This window comes from Actinospongiicola halichondriae (genome assembly GCF_049103745.1).
GTDB classification, from domain to species: Bacteria; Actinomycetota; Acidimicrobiia; order Acidimicrobiales; family Salinilacustritrichaceae; genus Salinilacustrithrix; species Salinilacustrithrix halichondriae.
In genome coordinates, this window is record NZ_CP171622.1 from 655,995 (window position 1) to 670,766 (window position 14,772).

Here is a 14,772-nt window from a genome sequence, read left to right on the forward strand (position 1 = left end):
CCGCCGGTCAGACGTCGGCGGCGACGTCGTCTGCGGGGTCCTTCGGCAGTCGAGTCGACACCCCGAGGCCGATCACGCCGGCGATGAGGGTCCCGAGCAGCGCCAGGCGGAGTGCCTTCGGCGTGGCCTCACGGTTGATCCGCAGCACCTCGTCCCGGTAGGCCGGATCCGACGGGTTCTCCTCGAGGAGTTCGAGCAGTTCGGAGTTGGAGATGATCCGGGCGTCGCTCTCCAACGCCTCGGCCACGATGCCCTGCTCGACCGGCGTCAGGACCTTGGAGCCCTCCGCGAGTTCGGCGAAGTTCGTGGTGAAGCCCATCAACATGACCGTGCCGGCCATCGCCGTGCCCAGCGAGATGCCGAACTGCGACGCGGTGGTGTTGATGCCGCCCGCCTCGGACGCGGCGTCGACCGAGACCGCCGACAGGATCAGGTTGTTGAGTTGGGAGATGACGAACCCCAGCCCCACGCCGATGAGGAACAGGCCGGGCACGATGGGAAGTGCACCGCTGGCCGGGTCGAGCATGACCGTGACCTCGGCGATCCCGCAGAGCATGAGCACGATGCCGAACTGGAGCAGTGAGCGGGAGTGGAACCGCTCCTGGATACGTGGCACCTGGTTGGAGGTGACGAACATCGACAGCGAGAGCGGGAGGATCACGAGGCCGGACTGGAGGGCCGAGTACTCGAGGACGAGTTGGACGAAGATCGGGGTGATGAGCAGGAATCCGCCGATCACGAACTGCTGGAGCAGCGTCAGGACGACGCCGTAGCGGAAGTCGCGGATCTTGAACAGGCTGGCTCGGAACACCGGTGCCGACCCCCGACGCTCACGGAACAAGACCCAGGCGACCAGGAGCGCCACGAGGACCAGACCCGTTCCGAGGAGTGGCCAGATCACGCCTGCTCCGGACCGTGAGCCGGCCAGGATGCCGATGATCACGGAGCCGAAGCCGAAGACCGACAGCAGCGAACCGACGGGATCGAATCGGGTCTTCTCGACTCCTGCCATGCGTGTCGGCACGTGGCGGATCTGCACCAGAGCGATGATCACCACGACAACCTCCAGCACGAATGCGATGCGCCAGGTCAGCAGCGTCGTGAGCACGCCGCCGACCACGGGCCCGACCGCGGCGCCGGCTCCGACCGTCGAGCCGATGAGGGCGTAGAGCTTGGCTCGTTCGGTGCCCTCGAAGTGCGTGCGGACCAGGGCCTGCACGGTGGGGAACAGGAGCGCGGCACCGAGTCCCTCGATCACGGACCAGAACACGATGAGCGAGTTGAGGTCGAAGGCCAGGGCAGTTCCGGTCGAGCCGATGCCGTAGAGCACCAGACCGCCGGCGAAGGCCCGCCGCCGACCGAGGATGTCGCCGAGCTTCGCCCCGGTGAGCAGGAACGACGCCATCACGAGCGAGTAGAGAGCGATGGCGCTCTGGACGCCGCCGATGTCGGTGTCGAGGTCGTCGACCACCGCGCCGATCGAGACGTTCATGATCGTCGTGTCGATCACCACGATGAAGATGGCGAGCGGCAACACGAGTCGGAGCCGACGCTGGACCTCGGTCAGCCCGGACGGTTCGGATTCACTCTGCACGGACACACCGATCGATCACAGGCATGGACCATAGGAGGCCATCACGTCGGTCAGACGTGGCCACGACGTCAACCGACGAGCGCCAGGGTCACGATGCCGTTGGCCAGGGCGAACGCGACCTCGGTGACCCGCTCGCGGGTGACCGCGACGGTCACGGCATCGTCGGCCACGTCGACCACCACGGCGTCGGCGGCAATCACGAGGCTCGGATCTCGGATCGAGAGGGCCGGGTCGAACGATGCGATCACGTCGACGAGGTCACCGGGCTGTGTCGGAGCGATGGCGTCGAACACCGGGATCGCCACCGCCCGCCAGCCCTCGGGGACCAGCGCTGCGGCGCCGGAGTGACCGTCGCCGGCCAGACGCTGCCCGGTGAGGACCTCACCGGCGACGACCGCGGAGCGGACGGCGAGGCCGGTCGGATCGTCGACGACCACGTCGTCGGGGAGGTGGGCGACGGGACGATCGACCAACTCGACGTCACCGGCCCGGATGATCTGTCCGGCGTCGAGATCCTGGCGTGCCACGGCGACGGGACGGGTCGTGCCGAGGGCCGCAGCCCGGGCCGCAGCCTCGGAGGTGGTCCGGTGCACGGCCGTGCCGAGGACCAGTGCGAGCAGGAGGACGACGAGGAGGCGTCGTGGGGGCGGTCGCAGGACCGGGAACCGGGGCGGGCTGGGGCGCATGTCGACCTCACGGGAGTGCGTGCCGGAGGGGGAAGTGCGCCCGGGGGTCCCGGGATGGCCGAATCTAGCGGGGGAGCAGGTCGCCGGGAACGGCAGCGATGGCCCGGAACAGGACCTTGCGCACGACCTCGAGGTTGCGCTCGAAGAACGCCAGCACCTCGTCCTGGGTCACGGCGGGGATCGTGGGGTCGTCTTCGAGACCGGCGTCGAAGTCGGTGATCAGCGCGATCGACGCGTAGGGGATGCGCGCCTCGTTGGCCAGCGCCACCTCGGGGTACTGGGTCATGTTGATGACCTCCCAGCCCTGCCGGTGGTACCACTGCGACTCGGCTCGGGTCGCGAAGCGTGGGCCCTGGATGACCACGACCGTGCCGGTTCCGTGGACGGTGACGCCCTCGGCCCGACAGGCCTCGATGGCGACCTGGCGGAGGCGTTCGTCGTAGGGGTCGGCCATCGACACGTGGTCGGCGGCCCCTTCGTCCCAGAAGGTGTCGGGGCGACCCCACGTGCGGTCGATGAACTGGTCGACGACCACGAAGTTTCCGGGAGCGACGTCGGGGTGCAGCGAGCCGGACGCACACGGCCCGAAGATGGCGCCGACGCCGGCCTGGCGCATGGCGTCGAGGTTGGCCCGGTAGTTGATGCGGTGTGGGGGGTGTCGATGGTCGGCCCCGTGACGTGGGAGGAACGCGACGCGGCGATCGCCGACCTCGCCCACCAGCAGGGGACTCGAACGGCGCGCCGTAGGGGGTCTCGAACGCGACCTCCTCGACATCGTCGAGGAACTCGTAGAAGCCGCTGCCTCCGAAGACGCCGATGTCGGCGATGGCCATGGACGCGCTCAGTCGGACGACGAGGAGTTGGAGGAGGACGACTTCTTCGTGTCGGCCTTCTTCGTGTCGCTCTTCGTCTCGGACTTCTTCTCGGTCGTGGTCGACGAGTCGCTCGACGAGCTCGACGTGTCCGTCGTGGACGACGACGAGGTCGAGGACTTGGCGCCTCCGCCCGACGACGACCGTGCGTCGTTCTTGTAGAAGCCGGACCCCTTGAAGCTGATGCCGACGTTGCCGTACACCTTCTTCAGCTTGCCCTTGCACTCCGGGCACTTGGTGAGGGCATCGTCGGTGAAGGCCTGCACGACCTCGAAGTCGTGTCCACAGTCCTTGCAGCGATATTCGTATGTGGGCATCGGTGGTCTCCGCGTTGGCACTCGCGAGTGTCGAGTGCCAGAGGATAACGGGCGAGACCGCGCGTGCCCATACGCTCGGCGAGATGGAAGGGCTGGCCGCGGTGGCTGTCGTGGTCGTTGCGTACTCGTTGGGCACGTTCCCGACCGCACATCTCGTCGGTCGACGGTTGGGGTTCGACCCGACGACGTCCGGATCGGGCAACCCGGGCGCATCGAACACGACTCGTGTCGGTGGAGCCAAGGCCGGGGCACTCGTGCTCCTGGGTGATGCGGGCAAGGGCATCGCAGCGGCCGGACTCGGCTACGCCGTCGACGGGCGGACGCTGGCCTGGCTGGCCGGCGCGGCGGCGATCGCCGGACACATGTGGCCCATCACCCGGAAGTTGGTCGGCGGCAAGGGGGTGGCGACGGCGGCCGGAGTCGGTCTGGTGTGCGCTCCCCTCGGGTTCCTCGTGCTCGGAGCGATCTTCGCCCTCGTCGCCAAGGTGCTCGACATGGCCGCTCCCGGATCGATCCTCGTCGCCGCGTTGATGCCGGTCGGTGTCTGGGCGCTGGGGCAGAGCGGGGTCGAGATCGCGGTGGCCGGAGCGATCGGTCTGGCGATCATCGTGCGGCACCGGACCAACATCCGTCGGCTCCTCGACGGGACCGAGTCGAACGTCCGGGCCTGACGCCTGCAGAATGGCGCCATGGCTCCCGTTCGCACCGCTGTCATCCCCGCCGCCGGTCTCGGCACACGGTTCCTCCCTGCCTCCAAGGCGATCCCCAAGGAGATGGTGCCGGTCGTCGACAAGCCGACGATCCAGTACATCGTCGAGGAGGCCGTCGCCTCGGGGATCGACGACATCCTCATCATCGTCAGCGACGGCAAGTCGGCCATCGGCGACCACTTCGACCGGCTCGCAGGCCTCGAGGCCGCGCTCGAGTCCAAGGGCAAGGCCGCCGAACTCGACCTCGTCCGAGGTCTGGCCGAACTCGCCGACATCCACTTCATCCGTCAGGGTGTCGCCAAGGGGCTCGGTCACGCCATCGGCATGGCGCGCAAGCACGTGGGCGACCGCCCGTTCGCGGTGATGCTTGGCGACGACATCCAGGTCGACGACGGCGCACTCCTCACCGGGATGATCGCCACGCATGAGGCCGAAGCCGGTTCCGTCATCGCCTGCCTCGAGGTCGAACCGCACGAGATCTCGAGCTACGGCTGCATCGATCCCATCCCGCTGCGCGACAACCTCCACCGCTTCGAGCGCATCGTCGAGAAGCCGTCAGCCGAAGAAGCGCCGTCGAATCTCGCGGTGATCGGGCGCTACGTCTTCACGCCCGAGATCTTCGAGGCCATCGACGCCACGCCGCCGGGTGTCGGGAACGAGATCCAGATCACCGACGCCATCGGCCTGCTCAACAAGACCCAACCGGTGACCGGGTACGCCTTCAGCGAGGGCCGCTACGACTGCGGCAAGCCGCTCGACTACCTCAAGGCCACGGTCGAGATCGGTGCCATGCGGGAGGACCTGGGCCCGGCGTTCCGCGAGTACCTCAAGGCGTTCGTCGCCACCCTCTGATCCTCGCCACGAGGAACCAGTGACGGTCGAGCGTCTCGACGTGGATCAATCCGCGGCATCGTGCGTCGCCGCGTTCTCGGCCGAGACGCTGCGCGCTCGCTCCTTTGCGTTCGACGGGACGGTTGCGACGGTCGAGGAGGCGCAGGACCCGAAGGCGCCCGAGCCGGAGACCGGCATGCTGCGCGTCACTTTCGAGGTCAACGAGTGGTTCGCCGGCGGTGACGGCGACACGGCTGATGTCTGGGTCCCTCGAGCGGTCGTCGTCGGCGACCGCCTTCTCGTCAGCGGTGAGCCGCGGTGGGGCGGCGATCTGCTCGACGATGCCATCGCCTGGACGGGCTGCGGCGGATTCACATCGGCGTACTCACCCGATGACGCTGACCTCTGGCGCAGCGCCTCGTCGGGCTGATCCGTCGGGGGTTCTTGTCATACCCGGTGAGGAGAATGGGGGTGTGACTGGTTCTGCTTCGTACTCCCGAGATGCTGATGTGGCGGTCTCGGCGCGGGTGAAGTTGGATGCTGCGGCGTCGGTGGTGGCGTCGATGGATGCGGCGCAGCGGTCGGCGGTCGGGGCGTTGGTGGAGTTGTGGCCGTCGGCGGCGTGGCTGGCTGCGGGCGTGCGGTCGGCGAAGCAGTGGTTGGTCTCGTACACGGGGTTGTCGGTGTCGGAAGCCCGGCGGTTGGAACGGGTCGCCGAACTCTGTGTCCGGGACGAGCGTCTGTTGGATGCGGTGGTCGAGGGTGGGTTGTCGTTGGGTCGGGCCGAGTCGTTGGCGCGTGCGGTGACCGATGAGCGGGCTCCGTGGTTGGCGGGTTCGGTGGAGGCGTTGTTGTCGGTGTCGGGTGACGACGATGCGTTCGATGCGGTGGTGCGGTTCTGGCGTGAACGTGTGGACGAGCAGTTGGCGCCGCGGCGGGTGCAGGCGCAGTCGTTGACGTTCTCCCGCCGGTTGTTCGGTGGCGGGGAGATCCATGGGTCGTTGTTGCCGGTGGCGTTCGAGAACGTCATGTCCGCGGTGGACGCGTTCACGCCGCCGCCGGATCCCGCAGATGCGCCGTACGTCCGGACTGCGTCGGAGCGGCGCGCCGATGGGCTCGATGACCTGGCCTCGTTCGGTCTGACCCACGACGTCGACGACGATCTCTCCGAGGAGGAGTTGGAGGACGAGCGGTTGCGGGCGGAGGACACCTACGACGGGTCGTGTCCGGGCGATGAGTTGGACGAGGCGTTGGATCCGGCGAACGAGGGGTTGGATCGCCTCGACCTCGTTCGACAGCGGATCCGGAAGGCGGAGCGTCATCGGCGTCGTCGGGCGATGCGTCGGATCCGGGCTCGGTCCGGCGCGTGTATCAACGTGGTCATCGACTTGGAGACGCTCGCGGGCACCCGTGGCATGACGGATCTGGATGGGTTGGTGTTGCGGGGCGAGGGTTGGAACCTGGCGATGTCGGCGGCGGAGCAGTTGTTGTGTGATGCGTCGTTGACGGCGACGTTGTTCAAGGGGAAGACGAGCGTGTTGGACGCGAACGACGCGTCCGAGCAGTTCTCGAAACGTCAACGCCGCGCGATCGCTGCCCGTGATCATCATTGCGTGTTCCCGGGGTGTTCGCGGTTGCCGCGTCATTGCGATGTGCATCATCTGCACGAACGCAATGCGGGTGGCCCGACGACGACTTCCAACGGTGTCCTGCTGTGTCGTTTCCACCATCGGTTGGTGCATCAATTCGGGTGGAGACTGTCCCTCGACGTCGAGACCGGTGCGTGGGTTGCGATCGATGCGCATGGCGTCGAGTGGAAGGGCAGACCCCGCAACTCTGTGGCCGCGTGACGGCCTGGTGACCCGACCCGGATCATGGTCGGGTCATCAACGCGCCCACCGACCCACCGAACCGCCGATCTGTCGACCCCGTCGCCGCCGAACAACGGGCACCTGGTTGGGGTCAGCGAGCGATCGATCAGCTGCAGATGAAGACGAGTTCCAGGCCCGGGCGGTCTGGGGCATCCCGTACGTCGAGGACCACCAGGCCGCTGTCCGACACCGTCCGCTCCACCTCCGAACGGCTTCGGAACCGCAACGTGGAATCGGACGTGATCACATCGCCCGACCGCTCGAATCGATACGTCCAGCGGAAGGAGACCAGCGGAAGCGAGACCTCGAGCAGATCGACCCAGCTCACCACTGCCCCGACACCTGGGATCTCGGTGCGCGTCTCGGATTGCGCTCGGGTCCACGAGCGCCATGCTTCGCGCCCGGGATCACGAACCTCGAACACGACCGCTCCGCCGGATCGGATCGCAGCGCGAATGTCTCGGAGTGCACCGGACAGTTCATCGTCGTCGAGGAACACCTGAGCGACGTTCCCGGTCATGGTGGCCACGTCGGCACCGACAGGAGGCACCATCGTGGCGTCGCCATGGATCCAATGCACGCGTTCGGCACCCGGCTTCGTGCGGGCGACAGCGAGCGATGCTTCCGCCGGATCCACGCCGATGACGTCGACGCCCTGGCTGGCAAGAAGACAGGCAAACGTGCCTGTCCCGCAACCGATGTCGATCACGGACCGGGCACCGAATTCGCGAACGATGCCCAGGTACAGGTCCAGGTCGGGCCGGTCGCCATCGAGCGGGTCATAGATCCGGGCGAGACGCGAATCGGCGAAGATCGGGTCCGGCACGGGTCGCAACGCTACGGCAGTGAGGAGCGACGAGTGCCGGCAGAAGCGCGCGCCCGCGCTCAGCATGGCGGGGGATCTGATCGCCTACCCGAGCGGTCCCATCTGACCGTCTTGAGAGGTCGCTTCGGCACGCGCCCGTTCAGCGTCGGCGCTCGACGACCGAGTCCCGGGCGGACCGGCCCGGACGGCACGAACGACAGCCACGAGGAACCCCGCGAGAAGCAGTGCCAGCACGACGGATACGACGGGCGACCCCATGGGATTCAGTGTGCCTGCCGACCAGACCCCTGTCCACGCGGACCGTCACCGGACGGACTCGAACTGCCCCCGACCGACGTTGAACACCGTGCCGTCCATCCGGAGTGCGTCGTCGCTGTCGTAACGGCTGCGCAGCTCTGCGAAGCGAGCATCGGGGTCGACGGTGAGCTCGGCCACGGAGTCGAAGCAGCGGAGCAGATCGTCGGTGGGCTCCTCGCCGGGTTCCCATCCAGCGCCCCAGACATCCCAGGGGAGCATCTCGACCTTGTTGAGCGCGGCGAGGTCCAGGCGCAGGTTCCCGGCGATCCAGTGCGCACCGTGTTCGTCGATCGCCGAGAGCCCGCATCTCGCGGCGTCGAGGTCGCCGCGACGCCAGGCTCGCCACGCGTGGCCGGCGGTCACGAACTCGTCTCCCGTGATGCCGAGCGGGTCTCCGTCGAAGCCGATCATCTGGCGCCACACGCCGTCGAGTTGCGCGTCGACCATCGTCCAGCGCTGCTGGTCGGCGTCCCAGTACTCGGCGACCCAGTGGTCCTCGAACCAGCCCGGCCGGAAGTACGCCCCGAAGCCGCAGCGAGCGCGGGCCGGTACACCGGCATGTCGGAGGAAGGCGACCGTCAAACGGGTGAAGGCATGACAGCGCGCGCCGACCCGTCGGTCGGCGGGCCGTGGCTCGTCGATGGGGCGAGGGTCGACCGACCGGGCCACTTCGAGCAGCCGCGCCGAGTCGCGCTCGTGGATCGTCTCCTCCTGCTCGGGAGCGAGGTCGACGTCGTAGAACGGCTTGGCGACGACGTCGTAGATCAGCAGTCCCTGGACCGTCCGGACGACCTCGTGGATGTCGGACGACGAGAAGTCCGCCGGTTCGAGACGAGTGAACCGGCCGGGCGCGGCGTAGTACTCGAGCGATCCAGCGTCCACGGCCCGACCATGTCACAGGATTCGTCCTCGCGCACGAGCGCCGCCGCCCCGCCGCCCACATCAGCTCTGGAGGTCACGGATCGGTCGGTAGCGTCGGCGCGGTGATCTCGCTCGGAGAAGCCCGCCGCCATGTCCTCGACCGCGTCCCTCGTGGTGCGGCGGTCCCGACGCCGGTCGGCGACGCACTGGGTCTCGTCCTGGCCGAGTCGGTCGCTGCCGGCGAGGCGGTGCCGCCGTTCGCCAACACCGCCATGGACGGATTCGCCGTGCATGCAGCCGACACGGTCGGTGCGCCGGTCGAACTCGAGATCGTCGAGACGATCGCCGCGGGGCACGCGCCCGTCGTGACCGTGCAGCCCGGGCAGGCCAGCCGCATCTTCACGGGCGCGCCGATGCCCGACGGCGCCGACGCCGTCGTGATGGTCGAACGGACCGAGGCGCTCGACGAGCGCACGGTGCGGGTCGACATCGAGGTGCCGGTCGGCAACCACGTGCGACCGGCGGGAGACGACCTGTCGATCGGCCAGACCGTGTTCGATGCTGGCGTCGTCCTCAGCGCTGGGCACCTGGGTGTCCTCAACAGCCTCGGTGTCGAGGAGGTGCTGGCGTATCCGCGACTCCGCGTCGGCGTGGTGTCGACCGGTGACGAGTTGGTCGAGGGCGGGGGAGTGCTCGAACCCGGACAGATCCGCGACTCGAACCGCCGCACGTTGTTGGCGTTGGCGGCCCAGTCGGGCTGCGACGTGGTCGATCTGGGCATCGCCCGCGACACCGATGCCGCCATCACCGAGGCGATCGAGCGCGGCGTCGCGGACTGCGATGCCGTTCTCACCTCGGGAGGTGTGTCGATGGGCGACATCGACCTGGTCCGGGTCGTCCTCGACCGCATCGGCGACATGCGGTGGATGCAGATCGCGATCAAGCCGGCCAAGCCGTTCGCCTTCGGTCTCGTCGACGGCACACCGGTGTTCGGCTTCCCCGGCAACCCGGTGTCGTCGATGGTCAGCTTCGAACTGCTGGGTCGTCCGGCGCTCCGCCAGGCCATGGGACACGCCGACCTCGACCGCCCCCTCGTGCGCGCGGTGGCCGACGACGACTTCTCGCGACGCGACGACGGAAAGACCCACTTCGCTCGCGTGGTCGCCGAGTTCGGGAGCGAGGGTCGGGTCCACGTGCGTTCGGCCGGTGGTCAGGGAAGCCACCATCTGGGCGCGATGGCGACGGCCAACGCGCTGGCCGTGCTGCCGAGCGGCGACGGGGTCGGCGCTGGTGCCGAGGTCGAGGTGTTGCTCCTCGGCGAGATGGTCTCACCGACCGGTCTCCCGATCGATCCCGCCGGCTGACCGGCGGCCGACGTCAGTCGAGCATCGCCAGGGTGTCGAGTTCGATGGCCATGCGGCCTGAGCGGTTGGCCATCGCCATGAACATCTCGTCGCCGCGGTCGGTCTGCCCCACGATCATCGACGCGCCGACCGCCATGAGGAATCCCGAGAACGCGAAGCGCCGGTAGTCGTTCCAGCACGTCTCCATGGCGTACTCCTTCACGCCGCCCGCGAGCAGACCCTCGTGGTAGCGCTCGACGAGCGTGCGCTCGGCGGTACCGCGTTCGTCGGCGACGAGGCTGGTGCCGAGGAAGTACGACACGTCGGTGACGCCGGGAGCGAGGGTCACGGTCTGCCAGTCGACGGTCGTCAGCGGCGCGCCGCCGGCTTCGGTGGCGAAGAGCATGTTGTCGACGCGGTAGTCGCCGTGGGCTGCGGTGAAGGGCTGGGGTCGGTACGAGATGTAGTCGCCGAGGCGCTCCATGAGCGCGTTGCCGGCCGTGATGACGTCGGCATCGACTCGATCGCCGTAGCGCTCGAGGAAGCCGGGGTAGAGCATGGCGAGGAGCTGGAGGTAGAAGGCCTGACCGTCGTCGGATGCCCGGTCGAGCCAGTCGAAGTCCGACAGGGTCGCGTCGTCCCAGACCGGAGCGTGGAGCTTGGCGATCTCGTCCATGGCCAGTTCGGCGGCGGCGACGTCGCAGCCCTGCATCTGGTCGCCCTGCTCTGCCGGAGCGAGATCGTTCATCAGGAGGACGAACTCGTTGGCCGGCACGTCGATGAGCGCCAGGTACGGCTTCGGGGTCGTGATCGACACCCGGTCGCGGAGGTGTTGGTAGAAGCGGGTCTCGATCTCGTAGGTACGAGTCGCGACCGACGACGCCCGGCTGGTCTCGTCCTCGGCGGGGAACTTGCCGATGACCGTTGCCGGCCCCGGCGTGCCGTCGTACGTCAGCGTGAACCGGATGCTGTCGCCCACCTGCCCGGTGCCCACGGCCTTCGCCGCGACATCGGTGACGGTTCCGTCGTCGAGTTCTCCGGCAGCGCGCAGGACGCGCGTCATCCAGTCCGGGGTCGCGTCGTCGGGATGGCTGATGAGTTCGATGTCGCTCATGACAGCTCGTGCTGCACGGCACCGCGTCCGGCGAGGACCGGAGCGACCTTCTCGACGCCGACGGCGACGTGGGCGGGATGGTCGCGGTAGGTGACGTAGCCGTCCCAGTCGTCGAAGTCGGCGACGATGGCCACGGTGGCGTTGCCGTCGGACTTCCCGACGTCGGCGCCGACCACGTACTGGCGGAGCGCGGGGATCTGGCCGGGGAGGGCACGGAGCGCCTCCACGATGTCGGCGATGGTCTCGGGGGAGGTGTCGTCCCGGAAGGTGAGGGTGACGACGTGTCGGAGTCCTGGCATGGCGCGGACCGTAGCCTGCGACCATGCCTCTCGACGTCGACACCCCGGCCGAGGTCGCCGCTGCCCTGGAGGAGCACGGCTACCTGCCCGATCGCGGGTTGGCGACGGCGATCCACCTCTCGCTCGCGTTGCACCGGCCGCTGCTGCTCGAGGGCGACGCCGGTGTCGGGAAGACCGAGGTCGCGAAGGTCCTGTCGCGCTGGACGGGAGGCGAGCTCCTCCGCCTGCAGTGCTACGAGGGACTCAACGTCAGCCAAGCCGTCTACGAGTGGGACTACTCGAAGCAGCTGCTCCACCTGCGTGCAGCCGAGGCGGCGGGGATCGCCACCGGGTCCGACGTGACGGCGCTGGAGGACGAGCTCTACGACGAGCGGTTCCTCGTGCGGCGCCCGCTGCTGCGGGCCGTCAGCCCGACCGACGGTCCGCCGCCGGTGTTGCTGATCGACGAGGTCGACCGAGCCGACGACGAGTTCGAGGCGTTCCTGCTCGAGGTGCTGTCGGACTTCGCGGTCACCGTGCCCGAGATCGGTACGTTCCGCGCCGAGACGCCGCCCGTGGTGATCATCACCTCGAACCGCACCCGCGACGTGCACGACGCCCTCAAGCGCCGGTGTCTCTACCACTGGGTCGAGCATCCCGACTTCGAACGGGAGGTCGCGATCGTGCGGCTGCGCGTGCCCGGCGTCGGTGAGCGGTTGGCCGCGCAGGTCGCCGCAGCGACCGCTCATCTCCGCGGTGCGGGTCTCTACAAGCCGCCCGGTGTGGCCGAGACCATCGACTGGGCGGTCGCGCTCCAGGTCCTGGGGGCCGACGAACTCGACGTCGAGACCGTCGACGACTCGCTCGGCGCGGTGCTGAAGTATCGGGAAGACCAGACCCGTGTCCGGGCCGCCGGCCTCGACGCGCTGGTGCACGCTGCGGCCCAGCGGAGTGCCTGACCTCGTCCGCGACCCGTCGGTCGCCGCCGTCGCCTTCGGTCGGCTCCTCCGTCAGGCGGGGCTCGACGTCCCGGTCGACGCGACCGCTCGGTTCGTCGAGGCACTCGATGCCGTCGACGTCGCCGATCCCGATGACGTCTACTGGTCGGCCCGAGCGACGCTCGTGCGTCGGGAGGACGACGTCCACGTCTTCGACCTGGTCTTCGCCGGCTACTTCGGTGGCAAGGCGATCGAGCTCGAACCACCGCTCCCGCCCGAGACGGTGACCCTCGCCATCGACGATCCCGATGCCGCCGACGGTGGCGACGAGACCATCGACGGTGACGACTCGATCCAGGTCCGGTTCTCACACGTCGAGACCTTGCGCACCGCCGACTTCGCCACCCTCGACGAACGTGAACTGGCGGAGGCATGGGCGCTCATCGAGCGCATCCGGCTCACCGGAGCACGCCGTCGATCACGTCGTCGGTACGCCGCATCGCGCGGAAGGGTCGACCTGCGGCGCTCGGTACGAGCAGCGCTGCGCACCGGGGGAGAGCCCATCCACCGGGCGACGACGGGACCCGGTGAGCGGTTCCGGCGAGTGGTCCTCCTCGTCGACGTCTCGGGGTCGATGGAGCCCTACGCTCGTGCGCTCCTGCGCTTCGCCCACGCTGCGGTCTCCGCCCGCTCACGCATCGACGCGTTCGCCATGGGAACCCGCCTCACCCGCCTGACCCGCGAACTGTCGCGCCGCGACCCGGACGACGCCCTCGCGCACGCCGCAGCGGCCATCGAGGACTTCTCGGGAGGCACGCGCCTCGGCGAGGGACTGCAGGCGTTCAACGACGAGTGGGGCGTCCGCGGCATGGCCCGGGGCGCGGTGGTCGTCATCCTGTCCGACGGCTGGGACCGCGGCGATCCCGACCATTTCGCCGAGCAGATGCAGCGGCTCGGTCGGGTCGCCCACCGAGTGGTGTGGGTGAACCCGCTGAAGGCGACGCCTGGCTACGCGCCGCTCGCGCGCGGCATGGCGGCTGCGCTCCCGCACGTCGACGCCTTCGTCGAGGGCCACAGCGTCGATGCACTCGAACGTCTCAGCGCCGTCCTCGCCGGCGAAGCCCCCACGTAGGCTGGAGGGCGATGCGCGAGATCCTCGACGACCTCGACCGGTGGCGCCGGGCCGGCACCCGTGCCGCGGTCGCCCGCGTCGTCGACGTCGAAGGCTCCGGTCCGCGTCTTCCCGGCGCGGCGATGGCCGTGAACGAGCGCAGCGAGGTCGTGGGGTCCGTCTCGGGCGGCTGCGTCGAGGGTGCCGTGGTGGCCGAAGCGCTCGACATCATCGAGTCGGGAGACCGACGCATCGTCACCTTCGGCTACTCCGACGACGAGGCGTTCGCGGTCGGCCTGACGTGTGGCGGGACCATCCACCTCTTCATCGAACCGCTCGACTGGTGAGCCTCTTCGACCAACTCCGCGAGTCGGTACGGGGCGAGACCCCGGTGGCGCTGGCCACTGTCGTCGACGGCGCCAACGTCGGCGCCAAGCTGCTGGTGCGCCCGGACGCCGAAGCCGAGGGATCGCTCGGCGACCCCGATCTCGACCGCGTGGTCGTCCGCGATGCCCTGGGTGAGTTGGCGGCGGGGACGAGCGGCGTCCGGCACTACGGCGAACACGGCGAGGCGCGCGAGCGGGCGGTGTCGGTCTTCGTCGAGTCGTTCGCGGCGCCGCCGCAACTGCTCGTGTTCGGTGCCGTCGACTTCACGGGGGCGCTGGTCCGCCTCGGCAAGGTGCTGGGCTATCGCACCACCGTCTGCGATGCCCGTGAGGTGTTCGCCACCAAGGCCCGGTTCCCGTTCGCCGACGACGTCGTCGTCGACTGGCCGCATCGACTGCTCGACCGTGTCGGTGCCGACCTCGGTCCGCGTGACGCGGTGTGTGTGCTCACCCACGACCCGAAGTTCGACGTGCCGGCGGTGCTGGCCGCCCTCGACACCGACGTCGGCTACCTCGGAGCGATGGGATCGCGGCGCACGACCGACGACCGCAACCGACGCCTGCGCGAGCAGGGGGCGACCGACGAGCAGATCGGTCGGGTCATGGCGCCCATCGGGCTGGACCTCGGTGCCCGGACGCCGGAGGAGACCGCAGTCTCGATCCTGGCCGAGATCATCGCGACCCGTACCGCTCGACCAGCACCGTCACTGCGCGACGGCGACGGCTCGATCCACTGA

16 protein-coding genes and 1 pseudogene are annotated in these 14,772 nt (G+C 68.9%); 9 read left to right on the forward strand and 8 right to left on the reverse strand.

Annotated elements, in window-relative coordinates; all coding sequences use genetic code 11:
- Positions 1–7: 7 nt before the first annotated feature.
- The 4 genes and pseudogenes from AB8619_RS03340 to AB8619_RS03355 all read right to left on the reverse strand — a co-directional run bounded on the left by AB8619_RS03340 (position 8) and on the right by AB8619_RS03355 (position 3,469).
- Positions 8–1,594 (reverse strand): MFS transporter, encoded by a 1,587-nt coding sequence (locus AB8619_RS03340; protein WP_436795039.1) that lies wholly within the window; start codon positions 1,592–1,594, stop codon positions 8–10.
- A gap of 68 nt (positions 1,595–1,662) precedes the next feature.
- Positions 1,663–2,280 carry an SAF domain-containing protein gene (locus tag AB8619_RS03345; protein ID WP_436795040.1) on the reverse strand — a complete coding sequence of 206 codons (618 nt, stop codon included), beginning with the start codon at positions 2,278–2,280 and terminating at the stop codon, positions 1,663–1,665.
- A 64-nt stretch (positions 2,281–2,344) separates the two neighbouring features.
- Positions 2,345–3,113: pseudogene (locus AB8619_RS03350) on the reverse strand (S-methyl-5'-thioadenosine phosphorylase).
- Between the two features lie 8 nt (positions 3,114–3,121).
- Positions 3,122–3,469, reverse strand: a complete 348-nt coding sequence (locus AB8619_RS03355; RefSeq protein ID WP_436795041.1) for an FmdB family zinc ribbon protein — start codon at positions 3,467–3,469, stop codon at positions 3,122–3,124.
- Positions 3,470–3,552: 83 nt separating this feature from the next.
- Between AB8619_RS03355 and AB8619_RS03360 the strand changes: the two genes are divergently transcribed.
- The 4 genes from AB8619_RS03360 to AB8619_RS03375 are packed head-to-tail and all read left to right on the forward strand — an operon-like array spanning position 3,553 to position 6,860.
- Positions 3,553–4,140, forward strand: a complete 588-nt coding sequence (locus AB8619_RS03360; RefSeq protein WP_436795042.1) for a glycerol-3-phosphate acyltransferase — start codon at positions 3,553–3,555, stop codon at positions 4,138–4,140.
- 18 nt (positions 4,141–4,158) lie between these two features.
- Positions 4,159–5,031, forward strand: a complete 873-nt coding sequence (galU, locus tag AB8619_RS03365; RefSeq protein WP_436795043.1) for a UTP--glucose-1-phosphate uridylyltransferase GalU — start codon at positions 4,159–4,161, stop codon at positions 5,029–5,031.
- A gap of 40 nt (positions 5,032–5,071) precedes the next feature.
- Positions 5,072–5,440, forward strand: coding sequence for a hypothetical protein (locus tag AB8619_RS03370; protein WP_436795044.1), 369 nt, complete (start codon positions 5,072–5,074; stop codon positions 5,438–5,440).
- Positions 5,441–5,483: 43 nt separating this feature from the next.
- Complete coding sequence (locus AB8619_RS03375; RefSeq protein WP_436795045.1) at positions 5,484–6,860, forward strand: HNH endonuclease signature motif containing protein; 1,377 nt, start codon at positions 5,484–5,486, stop codon at positions 6,858–6,860.
- A gap of 127 nt (positions 6,861–6,987) precedes the next feature.
- On the opposite strand, the gene AB8619_RS03380 is transcribed toward AB8619_RS03375, so the two are convergent.
- Together AB8619_RS03380 and AB8619_RS03385 are read right to left on the reverse strand one after the other, a co-directional pair.
- The gene (locus tag AB8619_RS03380) at positions 6,988–7,707 is read right to left on the reverse strand and encodes a class I SAM-dependent methyltransferase (protein WP_436795046.1); all 720 of its coding nucleotides are present in this window, start codon (positions 7,705–7,707) and stop codon (positions 6,988–6,990) included.
- 303 nt (positions 7,708–8,010) lie between these two features.
- On the reverse strand, positions 8,011–8,886 hold the full coding sequence (locus AB8619_RS03385; RefSeq protein WP_436795047.1) for a transglutaminase domain-containing protein: 876 nt from the start codon (positions 8,884–8,886) through the stop codon (positions 8,011–8,013).
- A 101-nt stretch (positions 8,887–8,987) separates the two neighbouring features.
- Between AB8619_RS03385 and AB8619_RS03390 the strand changes: the two genes are divergently transcribed.
- Positions 8,988–10,229, forward strand: a complete 1,242-nt coding sequence (locus AB8619_RS03390) for a molybdopterin molybdotransferase MoeA (RefSeq protein ID WP_436795048.1) — start codon at positions 8,988–8,990, stop codon at positions 10,227–10,229.
- Positions 10,230–10,242: 13 nt separating this feature from the next.
- On the opposite strand, the gene AB8619_RS03395 is transcribed toward AB8619_RS03390, so the two are convergent.
- Both AB8619_RS03395 and AB8619_RS03400 read right to left on the reverse strand, forming a co-directional pair.
- Positions 10,243–11,322, reverse strand: a complete 1,080-nt coding sequence (locus tag AB8619_RS03395; protein WP_436795049.1) for a phosphotransferase — start codon at positions 11,320–11,322, stop codon at positions 10,243–10,245.
- Complete coding sequence (locus tag AB8619_RS03400; RefSeq protein WP_436795050.1) at positions 11,319–11,621, reverse strand: Dabb family protein; 303 nt, start codon at positions 11,619–11,621, stop codon at positions 11,319–11,321. Before AB8619_RS03400 ends, AB8619_RS03395 begins: the two co-directional genes overlap by 4 nt.
- A 23-nt stretch (positions 11,622–11,644) precedes the next feature.
- Between AB8619_RS03400 and AB8619_RS03405 the strand changes: the two genes are divergently transcribed.
- From AB8619_RS03405 to AB8619_RS03420, 4 genes are read left to right on the forward strand one after another with little or no spacing between them, the layout of a single operon-like run.
- Positions 11,645–12,559, forward strand: a complete 915-nt coding sequence (locus AB8619_RS03405; protein WP_436795051.1) for an AAA family ATPase — start codon at positions 11,645–11,647, stop codon at positions 12,557–12,559.
- The gene (locus AB8619_RS03410; RefSeq protein WP_436795052.1) at positions 12,552–13,670 is read left to right on the forward strand and encodes a vWA domain-containing protein; all 1,119 of its coding nucleotides are present in this window, start codon (positions 12,552–12,554) and stop codon (positions 13,668–13,670) included. Before AB8619_RS03405 ends, AB8619_RS03410 begins: the two co-directional genes overlap by 8 nt.
- 11 nt (positions 13,671–13,681) lie before the next feature.
- Positions 13,682–13,996: an XdhC family protein gene (locus tag AB8619_RS03415; RefSeq protein ID WP_436795053.1), complete on the forward strand. Its 315-nt coding sequence runs from the start codon at positions 13,682–13,684 to the stop codon at positions 13,994–13,996.
- A complete protein-coding gene (locus AB8619_RS03420; protein WP_436795054.1) occupies positions 13,993–14,772 on the forward strand; it encodes an XdhC family protein in 780 nt (259 codons plus the stop codon). The genes AB8619_RS03415 and AB8619_RS03420 overlap by 4 nt, the downstream gene beginning before the upstream one ends.